Annotated in this window: 15 protein-coding genes and 1 tRNA gene; 1 reads left to right on the top strand and 15 read right to left on the bottom strand. The window is 62.6% G+C overall.

The features are described 5' to 3' along the window. The 4 genes from V1479_RS25610 to rpsL form a co-directional block, all read right to left on the bottom strand. Positions 1 to 100 (bottom strand): GTP-binding protein (locus V1479_RS25610; protein ID WP_031249078.1); only part of this gene is annotated, 100 nt, incomplete at its 3' end. Between the two features lie 66 nt (positions 101 to 166). After that, complete coding sequence (gene fusA, locus V1479_RS25605; RefSeq protein ID WP_368805325.1) at positions 167 to 2,257, bottom strand: elongation factor G; 2,091 nt, start codon at positions 2,255 to 2,257, stop codon at positions 167 to 169. A 31-nt stretch (positions 2,258 to 2,288) separates the two neighbouring features. Then, the gene (gene rpsG / locus V1479_RS25600; RefSeq protein ID WP_173190972.1) at positions 2,289 to 2,759 is read right to left on the bottom strand and encodes a 30S ribosomal protein S7; all 471 of its coding nucleotides are present in this window, start codon (positions 2,757 to 2,759) and stop codon (positions 2,289 to 2,291) included. Between the two features lie 64 nt (positions 2,760 to 2,823). Then, positions 2,824 to 3,195 carry a 30S ribosomal protein S12 gene (gene rpsL / locus V1479_RS25595; RefSeq protein WP_024585419.1) on the bottom strand — a complete coding sequence of 124 codons (372 nt, stop codon included), beginning with the start codon at positions 3,193 to 3,195 and terminating at the stop codon, positions 2,824 to 2,826. A 465-nt stretch (positions 3,196 to 3,660) separates the two neighbouring features. On the opposite strand from rpsL, the gene V1479_RS25590 reads away from it, so the two are divergent. After that, a complete protein-coding gene (locus V1479_RS25590; protein ID WP_173190965.1) occupies positions 3,661 to 3,942 on the top strand; it encodes a transcriptional regulator in 282 nt (93 codons plus the stop codon). 213 nt (positions 3,943 to 4,155) lie between these two features. Here the strand turns inward: V1479_RS25590 and V1479_RS25585 are convergent, their stop codons facing one another. The 11 genes from V1479_RS25585 to V1479_RS25535 all read right to left on the bottom strand — a co-directional run. Further along, positions 4,156 to 5,154 (bottom strand): helix-turn-helix transcriptional regulator, encoded by a 999-nt coding sequence (locus tag V1479_RS25585; RefSeq protein ID WP_368805323.1) that lies wholly within the window; start codon positions 5,152 to 5,154, stop codon positions 4,156 to 4,158. 437 nt (positions 5,155 to 5,591) lie between these two features. Continuing rightward, a complete protein-coding gene (gene rpoC, locus V1479_RS25580; protein ID WP_368805322.1) occupies positions 5,592 to 9,791 on the bottom strand; it encodes a DNA-directed RNA polymerase subunit beta' in 4,200 nt (1,399 codons plus the stop codon). 123 nt (positions 9,792 to 9,914) lie between these two features. After that, positions 9,915 to 14,051 carry a DNA-directed RNA polymerase subunit beta gene (rpoB, locus tag V1479_RS25575; protein WP_368805321.1) on the bottom strand — a complete coding sequence of 1,379 codons (4,137 nt, stop codon included), beginning with the start codon at positions 14,049 to 14,051 and terminating at the stop codon, positions 9,915 to 9,917. A gap of 202 nt (positions 14,052 to 14,253) precedes the next feature. After that, positions 14,254 to 14,637, bottom strand: coding sequence for a 50S ribosomal protein L7/L12 (rplL, locus tag V1479_RS25570; protein WP_173190959.1), 384 nt, complete (start codon positions 14,635 to 14,637; stop codon positions 14,254 to 14,256). Positions 14,638 to 14,693: 56 nt separating this feature from the next. Continuing rightward, a complete protein-coding gene (rplJ, locus tag V1479_RS25565; protein ID WP_173190957.1) occupies positions 14,694 to 15,212 on the bottom strand; it encodes a 50S ribosomal protein L10 in 519 nt (172 codons plus the stop codon). 371 nt (positions 15,213 to 15,583) lie between these two features. After that, positions 15,584 to 16,282, bottom strand: coding sequence for a 50S ribosomal protein L1 (gene rplA / locus V1479_RS25560; protein WP_173190955.1), 699 nt, complete (start codon positions 16,280 to 16,282; stop codon positions 15,584 to 15,586). A gap of 4 nt (positions 16,283 to 16,286) precedes the next feature. Continuing rightward, positions 16,287 to 16,715 carry a 50S ribosomal protein L11 gene (gene rplK, locus V1479_RS25555; protein WP_173190953.1) on the bottom strand — a complete coding sequence of 143 codons (429 nt, stop codon included), beginning with the start codon at positions 16,713 to 16,715 and terminating at the stop codon, positions 16,287 to 16,289. 164 nt (positions 16,716 to 16,879) lie between these two features. Then, positions 16,880 to 17,419 carry a transcription termination/antitermination protein NusG gene (gene nusG / locus V1479_RS25550; protein ID WP_368805320.1) on the bottom strand — a complete coding sequence of 180 codons (540 nt, stop codon included), beginning with the start codon at positions 17,417 to 17,419 and terminating at the stop codon, positions 16,880 to 16,882. Between the two features lie 27 nt (positions 17,420 to 17,446). Beyond that, positions 17,447 to 17,650 carry a preprotein translocase subunit SecE gene (gene secE / locus V1479_RS25545; protein WP_173190951.1) on the bottom strand — a complete coding sequence of 68 codons (204 nt, stop codon included), beginning with the start codon at positions 17,648 to 17,650 and terminating at the stop codon, positions 17,447 to 17,449. A gap of 258 nt (positions 17,651 to 17,908) precedes the next feature. Then, positions 17,909 to 17,984, bottom strand: a tRNA-Trp gene (locus tag V1479_RS25540). A gap of 205 nt (positions 17,985 to 18,189) precedes the next feature. Beyond that, the coding region (locus tag V1479_RS25535) for an EF-Tu C-terminal domain-related protein (protein ID WP_497831761.1) at positions 18,190 to 18,326 on the bottom strand (137 nt) is incomplete at its 5' end.

Here is an 18,326-nt window from a genome sequence, read left to right as displayed (position 1 = left end):
TCGTGATCGCCGCCGTCAGGGACGTCTTGCCATGGTCAACGTGACCAATCGTGCCAATGTTCACATGCGGCTTATTACGCTCAAATTTACCTTTGGCCATGTGACTTCTCCATTTCCTGTGCGCCTGTTCAGGCTGCTAGTTCTGCTTCTCGCGTCCGGCTTCCGGTTACGCGTACTTCTTCTGGATTTCCTGGGCGACCGCGGTCGGAACCGGCTCGTAGTGGTCGAACTGCATCGTGTACTGGGCGCGGCCCTGCGACATCGAACGCAGCGTATCGACGTACTTGAACATGTTCGCGAGCGGCACCATGGCGTTGATCACCACGGCAACACCGCGCGCTTCCTGGCCCTGGATCTGGCCGCGGCGGCCGTTCAGGTCGCCGATGACGCTGCCGACGTAATCTTCCGGCGTCACGACCTCGACCTTCATGATCGGCTCGAGGAGCTGCGCGCCGGCCTTCTGCGCACCTTCACGGAAGGCAGCGCGCGAGGCGATCTCGAACGCCAGAACCGAGGAGTCGACGTCGTGGAAGGCACCGTCGACCAGCGTCGCCTTGACGCCGAGCATCGGGAAGCCCGCAACCGGACCGGAAGACAGAACACTCTGGATGCCCTTCTGGACGCCCGGGATGTATTCCTTCGGAACCGCGCCGCCGACGATCTTGGACTCGAAGACGAACTCTTCGCTCTCCGGGTTCGGCTCGAAGACCAGCTTGACGCGGGCGAACTGACCCGTACCACCGGTCTGCTTCTTGTGCGTGTAGTCGACCTCGGCAGCACGCGTGATCGTCTCACGGTAGGCAACCTGCGGCGCGCCCACGTTAGCCTCGACCTTGAACTCGCGCTTCATGCGGTCGACGAGGATGTCGAGGTGAAGCTCGCCCATGCCGGCGATGATCGTCTGGCCGCTTTCCTCGTCGGTCTTGACGCGGAAGGACGGATCCTCGGCAGCCAGGCGGTTGAGCGCGAGGCCCATCTTCTCCTGATCGCCCTTGGTCTTGGGCTCGATCGCGATCTGGATGACCGGGTCGGGGAATTCCATGCGCTCGAGAATGACCGGCTTCAGCGGATCGCAGAGCGTATCGCCAGTGGTCGTGTCCTTGAGGCCAGCCAGCGCAACGATGTCGCCGGCAAATGCCTCTTCGATGTCCTCACGCGAGTTGGAGTGCATCTGCAGCATACGGCCGATGCGTTCCTTCTTGCCCTTGACGGTGTTCTCGAGCGAGACGCCCTTGGTGAGCTTGCCCGAATAGATGCGTGCGAAGGTCAGCGAGCCGACGAACGGGTCGTTCATGATCTTGAATGCGAGCATCGACAGCGGCTCGTCGTCGGACGACTTGCGGCTGATCTCGGCTTCGGTCTTCGGGTCGATGCCCTTGATCGACGGCACGTCGATCGGCGACGGCAGGAAGTCGACGACGGCGTCGAGCAGCGGCTGAACACCCTTGTTCTTGAAGGCCGAGCCACAGAACATCGGGAAGAACTTGACTTCGATGGTGCCCTTGCGGATCAGCGCGCGCAGCTCGTCGTTCGACGGCATGGTGCCATCGAGGTAAGCCTCGAGCGCAGCCTCGTCCATCTCGACGGCGGCTTCGATCAGCTTCTCACGGTACTCTTCAGCGCGATCCTTGAGGTCGGCGGGAATCTCGACGATGTCCCACTCGGCGCCCAGGTTCTCGGACTTCCAGACGAGCGCGTTCATCTCGATGAGATCGACAACGCCGGCGAATTCGTTTTCCGCACCGATCGGGAGCTGCATGACGACAGCCTGTGCACCGAGTCGCGAGCCGACCATCTCGACCGAGCGGTAGAAGTCGGCGCCGATCTTGTCCATCTTGTTGCAGAAGATCATGCGCGGGACGTGATACTTGTCAGCCTGGCGCCAGACGGTCTCCGTCTGCGGCTCCACACCGGCATTGGCGTCCAGCAGCGCGATCGCACCGTCGAGAACGCGCAGCGAGCGCTCGACCTCAATGGTGAAGTCGACGTGGCCGGGCGTGTCGATGATGTTGAAGCGGCGCTTCTTGCCGTCGCGGCCCTGCCAGAAGGTCGTGGTCGCGGCCGACGTGATGGTGATGCCGCGCTCCTGCTCCTGCTCCATCCAGTCCATGGTCGCGGCGCCGTCGTGGACTTCGCCGATCTTGTGCGACTTGCCGGTGTAGAACAGGACGCGCTCGGTCGTCGTCGTCTTGCCGGCATCGATGTGCGCCATGATGCCGAAATTGCGATAGTCTTCGATCTTGTATTCGCGGGCCATGGTGGTGCCTCTTGTATCCCTGCTCGCCGGATTACCAGCGGTAGTGCGCAAAGGCGCGGTTGGCTTCAGCCATCTTGTGCGTGTCTTCGCGCTTCTTGACGGCGGTACCGCGGTTGTTGGCCGCGTCCAGAAGCTCGCCGGACAGGCGATCGACCATCGTCGTCTCGTTGCGCTTGCGTGCAGCTGTGATCAGCCAGCGGATCGCCAGAGCCTGACGGCGCTCGGGACGAACATCGACCGGGACCTGGTAGGTCGCACCACCAACGCGGCGCGAGCGGACCTCGACGTGCGGCGCGACATTGTCGAGCGCCTGATGGAAGACCGTGACCGGCTCCTGCTTCGTCTTGGCTTCCACCTGATCGAGCGCGCCGTAGACGATCGTCTCGGCAATCGACTTCTTGCCGTGAAGCATGACAGCGTTCATGAACTTGGTAACAACGAGGTCACCGAACTTCGGGTCCGGATTGATCTCGCGCTTTTCTGCACTGTGGCGTCGGGACATATTTTTCGTCTCTCACGATCGTCGGCCAGGGCTTAAAACAAAAGCGCCGAAGCCGGGGAAACCCTTACTTCGGACGCTTTGCGCCGTACTTGGAGCGGCGCTGCTTGCGATTCTTCACACCCTGGGTGTCGAGCACGCCACGAATGATGTGGTAGCGCACGCCCGGAAGGTCTTTCACGCGACCGCCTCGGATCATGACCACAGAGTGCTCCTGGAGGTTGTGACCCTCGCCAGGAATGTAGCCAATCACCTCGAAGCCGTTGACGAGACGGATCTTCGCAACCTTGCGCAGTGCCGAGTTCGGCTTCTTCGGCGTCGTGGTGTAGACGCGCGTGCATACGCCCCGCTTCTGCGGGTTGGCCTGCATGGCCGGAACCTTGTTGCGCTTCACCGGCGCTATGCGCGGCTTGCGGATCAGCTGGTTGACGGTAGGCATCAAACCTTCCTTCTATCTCAAAACCGGTGTCTCAAGCCCCTCACAGGGCCGTCTGGAGCGGCGTTTCCATACAGCAATTCGAGCAACAACCGCTTAGGGCGGTCTTGCCCGAACAAAAGCAGAGGAAGCGGAAGCCGCTTCATGCAAGCCGGAGATGTAAAGTCGCTCGTAAAACGAACCCTGTTTGAGACCTGCTCCAGGACGCGACGTCCCGAAAAAGAAAGCCTCACATCGGCTCAGACGAGGCGGCTTCTACCCCCAACGCCGCGGATCGTCAACCCCGCATGCCGGCAAATCGCGCGGTTTCGGCGCTTACCGGCGCCAACGTGCGCGCCAAGCAAGAAAATTACGCTAGAACGCGCCAGTCCGGCATTTCGTGAGCCCTTCCGACCTGTTTCGGCCGTCCGAAATATGCGAAACAGGCGCTCGCTGTCAGTCTCGCCGCCACAGATAGGGAATCACGTCATGAATGACAACGAGCAGAAGCCGGTGACGATCATCGTCGGCCGAGTCTGGCGCAAGAAGGGCGGCGAGTCGGAAGGCGTGCATGTGATGCTGGTCGCACCCGATGACGATTCGGCCGTGCGCATGGCGCTGGAAGCCCTGGCGCGCGAGGGCTACGCCGAAGCGGAGCTGGACCAGATCGGTGACATGCAGGATGCACCGGACGACGAGCCGCACATGTCGGCCTATCAGGGCGCGCTCGAAGGAGAGGTTTCCATCGTCACGTTCGACGAGATTTTCTGAGCGCAGCTCCAGAAAAAAGACCGCCCGGCCAGGGGCCTCCGACCAGGCGGTCAATGGTATGCGATCCCGAATTTGAACCACAACCGTCTTGCCGGTCCGGCATCCGAACGTATCGGATTACGCAACGGCCGGTTTAGTTAACGTGATTTGGGCGCGCCCACCTACTCCCATTTGGGGGAGAAATCCGCTTAGTCCTTCGACAAGCTGTTAATCTCAAAGGCGAAATCGTCCGAGCATGGCGATCAACTCGCCTTGGCGGTGGGTGCCGGTCTTCTGGAAGACGACCTTGACGCGCTGCCGAACCGTCCCTTCCGATATGCCGAGCATCTCGGCAGCGTCGGCTAGCGAATGACCATTGGCAAGCACCTCGCACAAACGAACCTCGGCCGTGGAAAGTCCAAACGCGAAGCGCAGACTGGTGTCGTCAATACGGGCCTCGCCGCCCGCCAGTAGCCGGACAACGACCAGCACGACCGGCCGCGGATGCACGAGAGCCGGGAACCCACGCTCAACATGGTCCGGCGCGGCCGTCAGGCTGACGCGCAGAATTCGTTCCTCGTTTCTGATAACCGTGCTTGCGGCGGTGACCGGCAGGCCGCCGATAAGCCGGGATACGTTTTCCTCCAGCCAGCGCTGGGCACCGGCGTCGCGCAGGTGGAGCATGCCCCCTGCCCCGCTGAACACGTCTCCAGCCTGCAGTCCGGCGATCGCCTCGGCATTCACCTCACGAATTCGCCTGTCGCGCTCAACCAGCAACGCCGCACCGTCGATCCTGTCGATCACGGCGCCGAAACGCAGCCGATGCTCGACACCGTCACGCAGCAGTGCGGCGGCTCGCACGGCATCCGCGAAGGTGCCTTTCACATTGTCGAGGATCGCCGCGGCCGGCTCATCATAGTCCGCGGCATTTGACTCACTGTAGTGCCATGCGACGTGGATGATGTTGTGAGCATCGACGTCCAGCCGCAGCCCGACCGCTGCGGTCATGTTCCCCTGCGGCGCCAGCCAATCGTTGTAGAATTCGCTCTTGCGGAACGCCGAAGACGGGCTATCGCGCTCTGAAATCCGGACTTCTCCCGACGGAGACGCAGCCCAGTAGTCGAGCCACGGGTTCAGCGCCGCGTAGTGGGTGCGATAGGTTTCGACAGACTCCTTGTCGATACCCTCAACAAAGCTGGCGTTGATAAGTCCGCGCGGCAGGTCGTAGTTCATAATTGCCGGAGCAGAGCCAGGAAGTAGCTCTTCCAGGCGCCGGCAAATGTCCACCCAGTCGGTCCGCCCCCACGCCGCGTCGCGTAAACAGTCGGACAGTTCCGCGACTGCGCCCTTTACAAAGTCGTCACCCCGAATGACACGCTTCTCCCACAGGCCCCAGCAAACATTAGCAGCCTGAACATGAGGCCGCTACCTAAGCTTGAATAAATCCGTGGTCTCGTTCGGAAAATTGCATTCCGCCGACTTCATCCGGCTGACGTCATACCGCTAAAGAGGTAGGCGCCTACACCCAACTGCTTGGGACGTCGCGCAATGGCACAATGTTCGCTGCTCCTCCTGAAGAAACTTCAACAGCGGTTCTACAGGCGCGAACAAAAAAAGCCGCCGGCGCATGCCGGCGGCTTTTCAGTTCGTCAATGTCCGGTTCGGGCGACCTATTCGGCTGCGTCTCCGGTCATGTCGGCCAGCATCGGCTCGGCCATCTCGACGCCCGAGTTCTTGCGACGCTCGTCGAGGATGAGCTCGTCGCGCGAGGTCGCAATGCGCCGGATCTGGCTCATCTGGCCACCGGTGCCCGCCGGGATGAGACGGCCGACGATCACGTTCTCCTTCAGACCCTGCAGCGTGTCGGTCTTGCCGGCAACCGCTGCCTCGGTCAGCACACGTGTCGTCTCCTGGAACGAGGCGGCGGAGATGAACGACGGCGTCTGCAGCGACGCCTTGGTGATGCCGAGCAGAACCGGCTGGCCTTCGGCGGGCTTCTTGCCCTCCTCGATCAGGCGGTCGTTGATCTCCTCGAGCTCGATCACGTCGACATGGTCGCCAGGGATATAGGTCGAATCCCCCTGCACGGTGATTTCCACCTTTTGCAGCATCTGGCGCACGATCACCTCGATGTGCTTGTCGTTGATCATAACGCCCTGCAGACGATAGACCTCCTGGATTTCATTGACGAGGTAGCTCGCAAGAGCCTCCACGCCCTTGATCGCCAGGATGTCGTGCGGCGCCGGGTTGCCGTCGAGGATGTAGTCGCCCTTCTCGATGGTGTCGCCTTCCTGGAGGTGGAACGGCTTGCCCTTCGGGATCAGGTATTCGACCGGCTCGACCTGTTCGTCATGCGGCTCGATCACGATGCGACGCTTGTTCTTGTAGTCGCGCCCGAACCGAACCGTACCGTCGATCTCGGCGATGATGGCGTGGTCCTTCGGACGACGCGCCTCGAAGAGCTCCGCCACGCGCGGCAGACCGCCCGTGATGTCCTTCGTCTTGGCGCTTTCCATCGGAATACGCGCAATCACGTCACCCGGCTGCACAGTGGCATCCGGCTCGACCGAAAGTACGGCCTCGACCGAGAGCATGAAGCGCGCGTCGCCGCCCTTGCCGAGCTTGGCAACCTTGCCCTTGTCGTCAAGGATGGTGATTGCCGGCTTGAGGTCGGAACCACGCGGCGTGGAACGCCAGTCGATGACCTCACGCTTGGTGATGCCGGTCGACTCGTCGGCGGTTTCCTGCACGGAGATACCGTCGACCAGGTCCTCGAAGGCCGCCTTGCCGCCGACCTCGGTGAGGATCGGACGGGTATAGGGGTCCCACTCGGCGATACGCTGGCCACGCTTCACCTTGTCGCCATCGTCCACGAAGATACGCGAACCGTAGGTGACGCGGTGCACCGCGCGCTCCTTGCCGGCCTCGTCGAGGATCAGAACCGCCATGTTGCGGCCCATCACCACGAGGTGACCGTCGGAGTTGCGCACGACGTTGCGGTTGCGGATCGCAACGGTGCCTTCGTAGGACGCCTCGAGGAACGAGGAGTCGACGACCTGCGCCGTTCCGCCCATGTGGAAGGTACGCATCGTGAGCTGGGTACCCGGCTCGCCGATCGACTGCGCCGCGATAACGCCGACGGCCTCGCCCTGGTTGACGGGCGTACCGCGGGCCAGATCGCGTCCGTAGCAGACCGCGCAGACGCCGGTACGGACCTCACAGGTCAGCGCCGAGCGGATACGCAGCGTCTGGATGCCGGCCTTCTCGATCGCGTCGACGTCACGCTCGTCGATGAGCGTTCCAGCCTTGACGATCAGGTCGCCGGACACCGGATGCATCACGTCGTCGAGCGCCGTGCGGCCCAGAACGCGGGAACCCAGCGAAGCCACGACCTGACCGGCATCGACGATCGGCTGCATGGTGAGGCCCTTGTCGGTGCCGCAGTCGGTCGCATTGACGATGCAGTCCTGCGCCACGTCGACGAGACGACGGGTCAGGTAGCCCGAGTTCGCCGTCTTGAGCGCGGTGTCGGCCAGGCCCTTACGTGCGCCGTGGGTCGAGTTGAAGTACTCGAGAACGGTCAGGCCTTCCTTGAAGTTCGAGATGATCGGCGTCTCAATGATTTCGCCCGAAGGCTTGGCCATCAGGCCGCGCATGCCGGCAAGCTGACGCATCTGGGTGGGCGAACCACGCGCACCGGAATGCGACATCATGTAGATCGAGTTCATCGGCTTCTGACGGCCGTCATCGTTGAACTCGACCGCCTTGATGCGGCCCATCATCTCGTCGGCGACCTTCTCCGAGCACTTGGCCCAGGCGTCGACCACCTTGTTGTACTTCTCGCCCTGGGTGATCAGGCCGTCGTTGTACTGCTGCTCGTATTCCTTGGCGAGCGCCTCGGTATCGGCAACCAGCTTCTCCTTGGCATCCGGGATCAGCATGTCGTCCTTGCCGAACGAGATGCCGGCGCGGCAGGCATGGCCAAAGCCGAGCGCCATGATCCGATCACAGAAGATCACCGTCTCCTTCTGACCGCAGTGACGATAGACCGTGTCGATCATCTTGGAGATGTTCTTCTTGGTCATCTCCTGATTGGCGGTCTCGAACGGCACGTTGTGGTTCTTCGGCAGAAGCTCGCCGATGATCATGCGGCCCGGCGTCGTATCGTAGATCTTGGAGACCGGCTTGCCTTCGGCATCGACGGTCTTGAAACGGCCCTTGATCTTGGTGTGCAGGGTGACAGCCTTGGTCTCCAGCGCATGGTGCAGCTCGCCCATGTCGGCGAACGCCATGCCCTCTCCCGGCTCGTTCTGATTGACGATCGAGAGATAGTAGAGGCCGAGAACCATGTCCTGCGACGGCACGATGATCGGTGCGCCCGAAGCCGGGTGCAGGATGTTGTTGGTCGACATCATCAGTACGCGTGCTTCAAGCTGCGCTTCGAGCGACAGCGGCACGTGAACGGCCATCTGATCGCCGTCGAAGTCGGCGTTGAAGGCCGTGCAGACCAGCGGGTGAAGCTGGATCGCCTTGCCCTCGATCAGGGTGGGCTCGAATGCCTGGATGCCGAGGCGGTGCAGCGTCGGCGCCCGGTTCAGCAGAACCGGGTGCTCACGGATGACCTCGTCCAGGATGTCCCAGACTTCCGGCTTCTCCTTCTCGACCAGCTTCTTGGCCTGCTTGACGGTGGAGGAGTAACCCTTGGCGTCGAGACGGGCGTAGATGAAGGGCTTGAAGAGTTCGAGCGCCATCTTCTTCGGCAGGCCGCACTGGTGCAGCTTGAGCTCCGGACCGGTCACGATGACCGAACGGCCGGAATAGTCGACGCGCTTGCCGAGCAGGTTCTGGCGGAACCGGCCCTGCTTGCCCTTGAGCATGTCGGAGAGCGACTTCAGCGGACGCTTGTTGGCGCCGGTGATGACGCGGCCGCGACGACCGTTGTCGAACAGGGCGTCGACCGCTTCCTGAAGCATGCGCTTCTCGTTGCGGATGATGATGCCCGGCGCGCGCAACTCGATCAGCCGCTTCAGACGGTTGTTACGGTTGATGACGCGGCGGTACAGGTCGTTCAGGTCCGACGTCGCGAAGCGGCCGCCGTCCAGCGGCACCAGCGGACGCAGGTCCGGCGGGATGACCGGGATGATCTTCATGATCATCCACTCCGGACGGTTGCCGGACTCCATGAAGTTCTCGACGACCTTGAGGCGCTTGAGAAGCTTCTTCTGCTTCAGCTCCGACGTGGTCGAGGCGAGTTCCGAACGCAGGTCGCCCGCGATCTTCTCCAGCTCCATGCCGGACAGAAGCTCGTGGATCGCCTCGGCGCCGATCATGGCCGTAAAGGAATCCTCGCCGTATTCGTCGACGGCGATCATGTATTCCTCTTCCGAGAGAAGCTGGTGCTCCTTGAGCGCCGTCAGGCCCGGCTCGGTCACGATGTAGTTCTCGAAATAGAGAACCCGCTCGATGTCCTTGAGGGTCATGTCGAGCAGCGTGCCGATGCGCGAGGGCAGCGACTTGAGGAACCAGATGTGCGCGACGGGCGCGGCCAGCTCGATGTGGCCCATGCGCTCGCGGCGCACGCGCGACAGCGTGACTTCGACGCCGCACTTCTCGCAGATGACGCCCTTATACTTCATGCGCTTGTACTTGCCGCACAGGCACTCGTAGTCCTTGATGGGACCGAAGATGCGCGCGCAGAACAGGCCGTCACGCTCGGGCTTGAACGTACGGTAGTTGATCGTCTCCGGCTTCTTGATCTCGCCGAAGGACCAGGATTGGATCTTCTCAGGGCTCGCAAGCGAAATCCGGATCGAATCGAAGGTCTGCGCCGGCGCCTGAGGATTGAAGAGATTCATGACCTCTTGGTTCATGCCGTTCTCCTTGTCGGGGTCGAAACCCCTCATCTTGATCGTGGCGACTGGATGGGCCGCATCGCCGCCGTAATTATCTCGGGCGCGCCGCGGGAGCCCTGCCCCCGCGGCGCGTGATAGCCTTTACTCGGCCGCGTCGGGCAGACGAGCCGGAGCGTCGTCCGCGACGGAGTTTTCCAGCTCGACATTAAGGCCCAGCGAACGCATCTCCTTGACGAGAACGTTGAAGCTCTCGGGGATGCCTGCCTCGAAGGTGTCGTCGCCGCGCACGATCGCCTCGTAGACCTTGGTACGGCCGGCCACGTCGTCCGACTTCACCGTCAGCATCTCCTGCAGCGTGTAGGCTGCGCCGTATGCCTCGAGCGCCCAGACCTCCATCTCGCCGAAGCGCTGGCCGCCGAACTGCGCCTTGCCGCCCAGCGGCTGCTGGGTCACGAGCGAGTACGGTCCGATCGAACGGGCGTGGATCTTGTCGTCGACCAGGTGGTGCAGCTTGAGCATATAGATATAGCCCATCGTCACCTTGCGGTCGAACGGCTCGCCCGTGCGTCCGTCGTACAGCGTCGACTGGCCGCTCGAATGCAGGCCCGCCTGTTCCAGCATCTCGTTGATGTCGGCTTCGTGCGCACCGTCGAAGACCGGGGTCGCGATGGAGACGCCGCGCTTCATCTGATCGCCGAGGCGAACGATGGAGTCGTCGTCGTAGTCGCGAACCGGCTCGTTGCGGTCGTTGGCCGGGATCACGCTCTCGATGGTCTGGCGAAGCGGCTTGATGTCGCCGTTCTCCTTATAGGCCTCGATGAGCTGGCCGATCTTCCTGCCCATACCGGCGCAGGCCCAGCCAAGATGCGTCTCCAGGATCTGGCCGACGTTCATGCGCGACGGCACGCCCAGCGGGTTGAGCACGATGTCGGCATGCGTGCCGTCTTCGAGGAACGGCATGTCCTCGACCGGAACGATGCGCGAAACCACGCCCTTGTTGCCGTGACGGCCGGCCATCTTGTCGCCGGGCTGCATCTTGCGCTTTACCGCGACGAAGACCTTGACCATCTTCATGACGCCGGGGGGCATCTCGTCGCCGCGCTGCACCTTCTCGACCTTGTCCATGAAGCGCTGCTCGAGCGCCTTCTTGGACTCGTCGTACTGTGCACGAAGCGCTTCGAGCTCACCCTGGATCTTCTCGTCCTCGACGGCGAACTGCCACCACTGCGAACGCGGGTAGTCGGTCAGCGCGTCACGGGTGAGCGCGTCGCCCTTCTTGAAGCCCTTCGGCCCCGCGATCGCCTGCTTGCCGGTCAGCATGTCGGCAAGGCGCGAGTAGACGTTGCGATCGAGGATCGCCTGCTCGTCGTCGCGGTCCTTGGCCAGACGCTCGATCTCCTCGCGCTCGATCGCCATGGCGCGCTCGTCCTTCTCCACGCCGTGGCGGTTGAAGACGCGCACCTCGACGACGGTGCCGAAGGTGCCGGGCGGCATCCGCATGGAGGTGTCACGAACATCCGAGGCCTTCTCACCGAAGATCGCCCGCAGGAGCTTCTCCTCCGGCGTCATCGGGCTTTCGCCCTTCGGCGTGATCTTGCCGACCAGGATGTCTCCCGGCTGCACTTCCGCACCGATATAGGTGATGCCGGCCTCGTCGAGGTTCTTCAGCGCCTCTTCCGAAACGTTCGGAATGTCGCGCGTGATCTCCTCAGGCCCGAGCTTGGTGTCGCGCGCCATGACCTCGAACTCCTCGATATGGATCGAGGTGAAGACGTCGTCGGCGACGATGCGCTCGGAGAGGAGAATGGAGTCCTCGTAGTTGTAGCCATTCCACGGCATGAACGCGACGAGCACGTTGCGGCCCAGCGCCAGATCGCCCAGATCGGTCGACGGGCCGTCGGCGATGATGTCGCCCTTGTTGACCCGGTCGCCCATCCGCACGAGCGGACGCTGGTTGATGCAGGTGTTCTGGTTCGAACGCTGGAACTTCATCAGCCGGTAGATGTCGACGCCCGACTTGCCGGGATCGAGATCTTCCGTCGCGCGGATGACGATACGCGTCGCGTCCACCTGATCGACGATGCCGCCACGGCGTGCGCCGATGGCCGCGCCCGAGTCACGGGCGACGATCGGCTCCATGCCGGTGCCGACGAACGGCGCCTCGGCGCGAACCAGTGGCACGGCCTGACGCTGCATGTTCGAGCCCATGAGCGCGCGGTTGGCGTCGTCGTTCTCGAGGAACGGGATCAGCGCCGCGGCGACCGAAACCATCTGCTTCGGCGACACGTCCATCAGGTCGACATTCTCGCGCGGGGTCATCATGACCTCGCCGGCGTGACGGCAGATCACGAACTCCTCGGTAAAGCCGCCTTCGGCGTCGAGCTCGGCGTTCGCCTGCGCGACGTAGTGCTTGGCCTCTTCCATCGCCGACAGATAGACCACCTCACTGGTGATCCTGCCGTCGACGATCTTGCGGTACGGGCTCTCGATGAAGCCGTACTTGTTGACCCGCGCGAAGGTGGCGAGCGAGTTGATGAGGCCGATATTCGGGCCTTCCGGCGTCTCGATCGGGCAGATGCGGCCGTAATGCGTGACGTGAACGTCGCGGACTTCGAAGCCGGCGCGCTCGCGGGTCAGACCGCCGGGTCCAAGCGCCGAGAGGCGACGCTTGTGGGTGATCTCCGAAAGCGGGTTGGTCTGGTCCATGAACTGCGAGAGCTGCGAGGAACCGAAGAACTCGCGCACGGCGGCAGCCGCCGGCTTGGCGTTGATCAGGTCCTGCGGCATTACGGTGTCGATCTCGATCGACGACATGCGCTCCTTGATGGCGCGCTCCATGCGCAGCAGGCCGACGCGATACTGGTTCTCCATCAGCTCGCCGACCGAACGCACGCGGCGGTTGCCGAGATTGTCGATGTCGTCGATCTCGCCCTTGCCGTCGCGCAGCTCGACCAGCGTCTTGACCACGGCCAGGATGTCCTCCTTGCGCAGCACGCGCACGGTGTCCTCGGCGTCGAGCTCCAGACGCATGTTCATCTTGACGCGGCCGACGGCCGAAAGGTCGTAGCGCTCCGGATCGAAGAACAGCGAGTTGAACATCGCCTCGGCGGTCTCGAGCGTAGGCGGCTCGCCCGGACGCATCACGCGATAGATGTCGAACAGCGCGTCCTGGCGGCTCTCGTTCTTGTCGACGGCCAGCGTGTTGCGGATGTAGCCGCCCACGTTGACATGGTCGATGTCGAGAATCTGGATTTCTTCCTGGCCGGCCTCGAGCAGAACCTTGAGGGTCTTCTCGTCGATCTCGTCGCCGGCTTCGAGATAGATCTCGCCGGTGGCGTGGTTGACGATGTCCTCGGCAAGGTAGGCGCCGTACAGATCGTCCTCGGTCGCCTTGATGGCCTTGAGGCCCTTCTCGGCGAGCTGCTTGGCCTGGCGCGCTGTGATCTTGCGGCCGGCCTCGACCACCACTTCGCCGGTGTCGGCGTCGACGAGGTCGTTCACGGCCTTGAGGCCGCGGAAGCGATCGGCGTTGTACGGGATCCGCCAGTGGTCCTTGGCGCGGATGTAGGTGAGCTTGTCGTAGAAGGTCGACAGGATCTCCTCACCATCCATGCCCAGCGCCATGAGCAGGCTGGTCGCCGGGATCTTGCGGCGGCGGTCGATGCGAGCGTGGACGACGTCCTTGGAATCGAACTCGATGTCGAGCCAGGAGCCGCGATACGGGATCACGCGGGCGGCAAAGAGCAGCTTGCCCGACGAGTGCGACTTGCCCTTGTCATGATCGAAGAAGACGCCCGGCGAACGGTGCATCTGGGAGACGATGACGCGCTCGGTGCCGTTGATGATGAAGGTGCCGTTGGACGTCATGAGCGGCATGTCGCCCATGTAGACGTCCTGCTCCTTGATGTCCTTGATCGACTTGGCGCCGGTATCCTCGTCAACATCGAACACGATCAGGCGCAGCGTCACCTTGAGCGGCGCTGCGAAGGTCAGGTCGCGCTGGCGGCACTCGTCCACGTCGAACTTCGGCAGCTCGAACTCGTACTTGACGAATTCAAGCATGGAGGCGCCCGAAAAGTCGGAAATCGGGAACACCGACTTGAACACCGCCTGCAGCCCCTCATCGGGACGGCCGCCCTTCGGCTCGTCAACCATGAGAAACTGATCATAGGATGCCTTCTGAACCTCGATGAGGTTGGGCATCTCCGCAACTTCCGGAATCTTTCCGAAGAACTTGCGTACGCGCCTGCGACCATTGAACGTGTGGGTCTGGGCCATCGTCGCTCCTTGCTGCCTTCTTGGCTTCGTGTTGGCTTAGCGCCAAACTTACCGACCGCCACCGATAAGCGGTCCATCAAAAACGGGTAAAAACCCGTTTCCTGAAGGCCGCGGCCGGCCCACAGGAAAGAGGTTTTCGTATGCGCCCCGTGAGGGACCGGCAGGCGGGACTATCGCCCCGCCTGCCGAACCGCAAACGGTCTTACTTAAGCTCGACCTTGGCGCCAGCACCTTCGAGCTGAGCCTTGATCTTCTCGGCTTCGTCCTTGGAGACGCCTTCCTTGACAGGCTTGGGCGCACCCTCGACGAGGTCCTTGGCTTCCTTGAGGCCCAGGCCGGTGATGGCGCGGACTTCCTTGATGACGTTGATCTTCTGAGCGCCGGCGTCGGCGAGAACGACGTCGAACTCGGTCTTCTCTTCCGCAGCCTCGGCAGCAGCGCCACCAGCAGCACCGCCAGCGGCAGCAACAGCCACCGGAGCAGCGGCGGAAACGCCCCACTTCTCTTCGAGCATCTTCGAGAGCTCGGCCGCCTCGAGGACGGTCAGGCTCGACAGGTCTTCAACGATCTTGGCGAGATCAGCCATTTTTCAGTTTCCTTTAAAGTTCAAACACGTGTTGTGATGGTTGTTGAGGAACGGCCTCACGCCGCCTCGTCCTTCCGGGCATAGGCGCCAAACACGCGGGCGAGATTGCCCGCCGGTGCATTGACGACCGCGGCGATCCTGGTTGCCGGCGTCTGAATCATGCCGACGATCTTGGCCCTGAGCTCGTCCAGCGACGGCATGGTGGCAAGAGCCTTCACACCGTCGGCGTCGAGTGCAGTCGAGCCCATCGCGCCACCGAGAATGACAAGCTTGTCATTCGCCTTGGCGAAATCGGCTGCGACCTTGGGAGCCGCGACCGGATCATCCGCGTAGGCGATCAGGGTCTGTCCTTTGAACAGATCCTTCATGCCTTCGGATTCCGTGCCCTGAAGAGCGATGATGGCGAGGCGGTTCTTCGCGACTTTGACGGTCCCGCCCGCAGCGCGCATTTTCGAGCGAAGCTCGTTCATGTTCGCGACGGTGAGGCCGGCATAGTGCGCCACGACGACAGAACCGGTGTTCGAGAACACCCCGTTCAGGCCCGTGACGAATTCGCGCTTTTCCGCTCTATCCACTGCCTATCTCCAGTTGACAACCGCCGTTTCCGGACGGTCATCGGTTGCCTTTTGCCGCGCGGAGCGCTTCCTTTGCAGGGACCGCCCGAGCGACGCTCGAGGATCCTGTCCCCCTTCGCCACGCCTTCGGATACCCTCGGGCGCGCAGACAAAAGGCCAACACGGTTAGAACTTTCATCGGGACGCAAGTCCCTTTGTCCGCTCTTACCCGTCTCATGCAGGCTCATTCGAATTAAGGTCGAGACGAACCCAACCGCCTGCAATCTCGGACAGGATAACCGGAAACGGTTTCCCGCTTCCGGCACCCGAACCCCGCAAGCGGGGTCCGGAATTCTTCAATGCGGCGACTCGAAGGTCACCGCTCAGCCAACTCAGGCGACCGTGACGGTCGCAGGGTCCAGCTTGAGGCCCGGGCCCATCGTCGAGGTGATCGCCACCTTCTTGACGTAGTTACCCTTGGCGCCGGTCGGCTTGGCCTTGATGACCGCGTCGGCAAACGCCTTGACGTTCTCCTCGAGCGCCTTGGCGTCGAAGGAGACTTTGCCGACGCCGGCATGCACGATGCCAGCCTTCTCGACGCGGAACTCGACGGCGCCGCCCTTGGAGGCCTTCACGGCCGCAGCAACGTCGGCGGTGACGGTGCCAACCTTCGGGTTCGGCATCATGCCGCGCGGGCCGAGCACCTTACCCAGACGGCCGACGAGCGGCATCATGTCGGGGGTGGCGATGCAGCGGTCGAAGTTGATCTCGCCCTTCTGCACGGTCTCGACCAGCTCTTCCGCGCCGACGATGTCGGCACCGGCGGCCTTCGCCTCGTCAGCCTTGTCGCCACGGGCGAACACGGCGACGCGCACCGTACGGCCGGTGCCGTTCGGCAGGTTGACGACGCCACGAACCATCTGGTCGGCGTGACGCGGATCGACACCGAGGTTCATCGCGACTTCGATGGTTTCGTCGAACTTGGCCGTGGCGCGATCCTTCAGCATCTTGATGGCCTCGGCCAGCTCGTACTGCTTGTTGGGGTCGATGCCTTCACGCGCCTTGGCAATGCGCTTTGCAATCTTAGCCATCGGTTCAGCCCACCACTTCCAGGCCCATCGAACGGGCGGAGCCTTCAACCATGCGCATGGCGGCGTCCACGTCGTTCGCGTTCAGGTCCTTCATCTTCGCTTCGGCAATCTCGCGCACCTTGTCGCGAGCGATCGTGCCGGCCGTCACCTTGCCCGGCTCCTTGGAGCCCGACTTCAGGTTGGCCGCCTTCTTGAGGAAGTACGTCACCGGGGGCGTCTTCATCGCGAAGGTGAACGACTTGTCCTGATAATAGGTGATGACGACGGGGATGGGCGAACCCTTCTCCATCTCCTGCGAGGCCGCGTTGAACGCCTTGCAGAATTCCATGATGTTGATGCCACGCTGACCAAGCGCAGGGCCGATCGGGGGCGACGGCGTCGCCGAACCCGCGGGAACCTGAAGCTTGAGCTGGCCTGCAATCTTCTTAGCCATTGCTCGTCTGCCTTTTCATCATGCCGGAAACGTCCGGCGGTTGCAGTCGGTGGTGCGGAGACGTTGCGGCCGGCTTCAGCCGCGTCCTCCTTCCACCAGTTCCGCGGGGGCGATCGAAACCGCCCCGCGCCCGCACCGGCATATGGCCGGACGGGATTTTCCGGTCAGCCCTTTTCGACCTGACCGAATTCCAGATCGACCGGCACGGCACGCCCAAAGATCGACACCTCGACCTTGAGCCGCGAACGCTCCTCGTCGACTTCCTGAACGAAGCCATTGAACGAGGCGAACGGACCGTCGGCGACACGCACCGATTCGCCGATCTCGAAGGTAACCGACGGCTTCGGCCGCTCTACGCCCTCCTGCACCTGGTGCAGGATGTGCTCAGCTTCCTTTTCGGAGATCGGCACCGGCTTGGCCGTGCGCGGATCCTCCCCCAGGAAACCGGTAACGCGCGGGGTGTTCTTGACAAGGCTGATAACCTGATCGGTCAGGTTCGCCTTCATCAGCACGTAGCCGGGAAAGAACTTGCGCTCGGCATCGACCTTCTTGCCGCGGCGAACCTCGACCACCTTTTCGGTCGGCACCACGATCTGCTCGATCTGGTCGCTCAGGCCCTTCTGCTTGGCCTTGTTCTCGATATCCTCGGCGACCTTCTTCTCGAAATTCGAATAAGCGTGGACGATGTACCACCGCGCTGCCATGTTCTGAACTCTCCGTAGTCGCCGGTGTTAGCGCCCAATGCCCAGGATCAGCTCAACCGCGAAGGCGATGATCTGATCGGAGGCAAAGAAAAAGATCGCGGCCAGACACGCAAATCCCATAACCATGACCGTGGAGATCATCGTCTCACGCCGCGAGGGCCACGTGACCTTGGCGGTCTCGGTGCGCACCTGCTGCAGAAACACAAAGGGATTGGTGGTCTTGGACGCCATCTGCCGCTCTTTTATCGTTGCCCCTTGTCATCCGGGGCATGAAATCTGACCTCGCCGGAACGAGGCAACCGGGGTTGCCCGCCCGCAGCCACGCACGAATCACCAAGCTTCAAGACATATCTTCGGCCATGCAATTCAGGCGCGTTGAGCCGAATCCCAGCTCCACGCGCCTCGCGTCTGTCGGCTCGATATAGAACCGATTGCCCGCGCTTGCAAGTGGGATGTTTCTGCCTGATGCCGGAAAGGCCCGTCGGGCGCTGGCAGGGGCAGCAGGGCTCGAACCTGCGACCTGCGGTTTTGGAGACCGCCGCTCTACCAACTGAGCTATACCCCTAAATCCGGATGCAGTGCATGCCGGGCAGGCGCTTCCTAAGGGCTTCGGCGACGGCTGTAAAGAGATTTCGCACGGCTTGGACAGGCCATATGCGATCAATGTCACTTCACGCCGCGAACAAGACCACTCGCCCGGAATCACGCAACGCCGGCACAACGAAAAAGGGCGGCCGAAGCCGCCCTTCCTCTTTGGCTCCGGGGGAGCCTTATTCCGTGATGGCGGCGACGATGCCGGCGCCGACGGTGCGGCCGCCTTCGCGGATGGCGAAGCGCAGCTTCTCTTCCATCGCGATCGGCACGATCAGCGTCACGTCGACCGTCACGTTGTCGCCAGGCATAACCA

Source organism: Neoaquamicrobium sediminum, assembly GCF_040970315.1.
Classification (GTDB): Bacteria; Pseudomonadota; Alphaproteobacteria; order Rhizobiales; family Rhizobiaceae; genus Aerobium; species Aerobium sediminum.
This window is presented reverse-complemented; position numbering and strand designations above follow the sequence as displayed.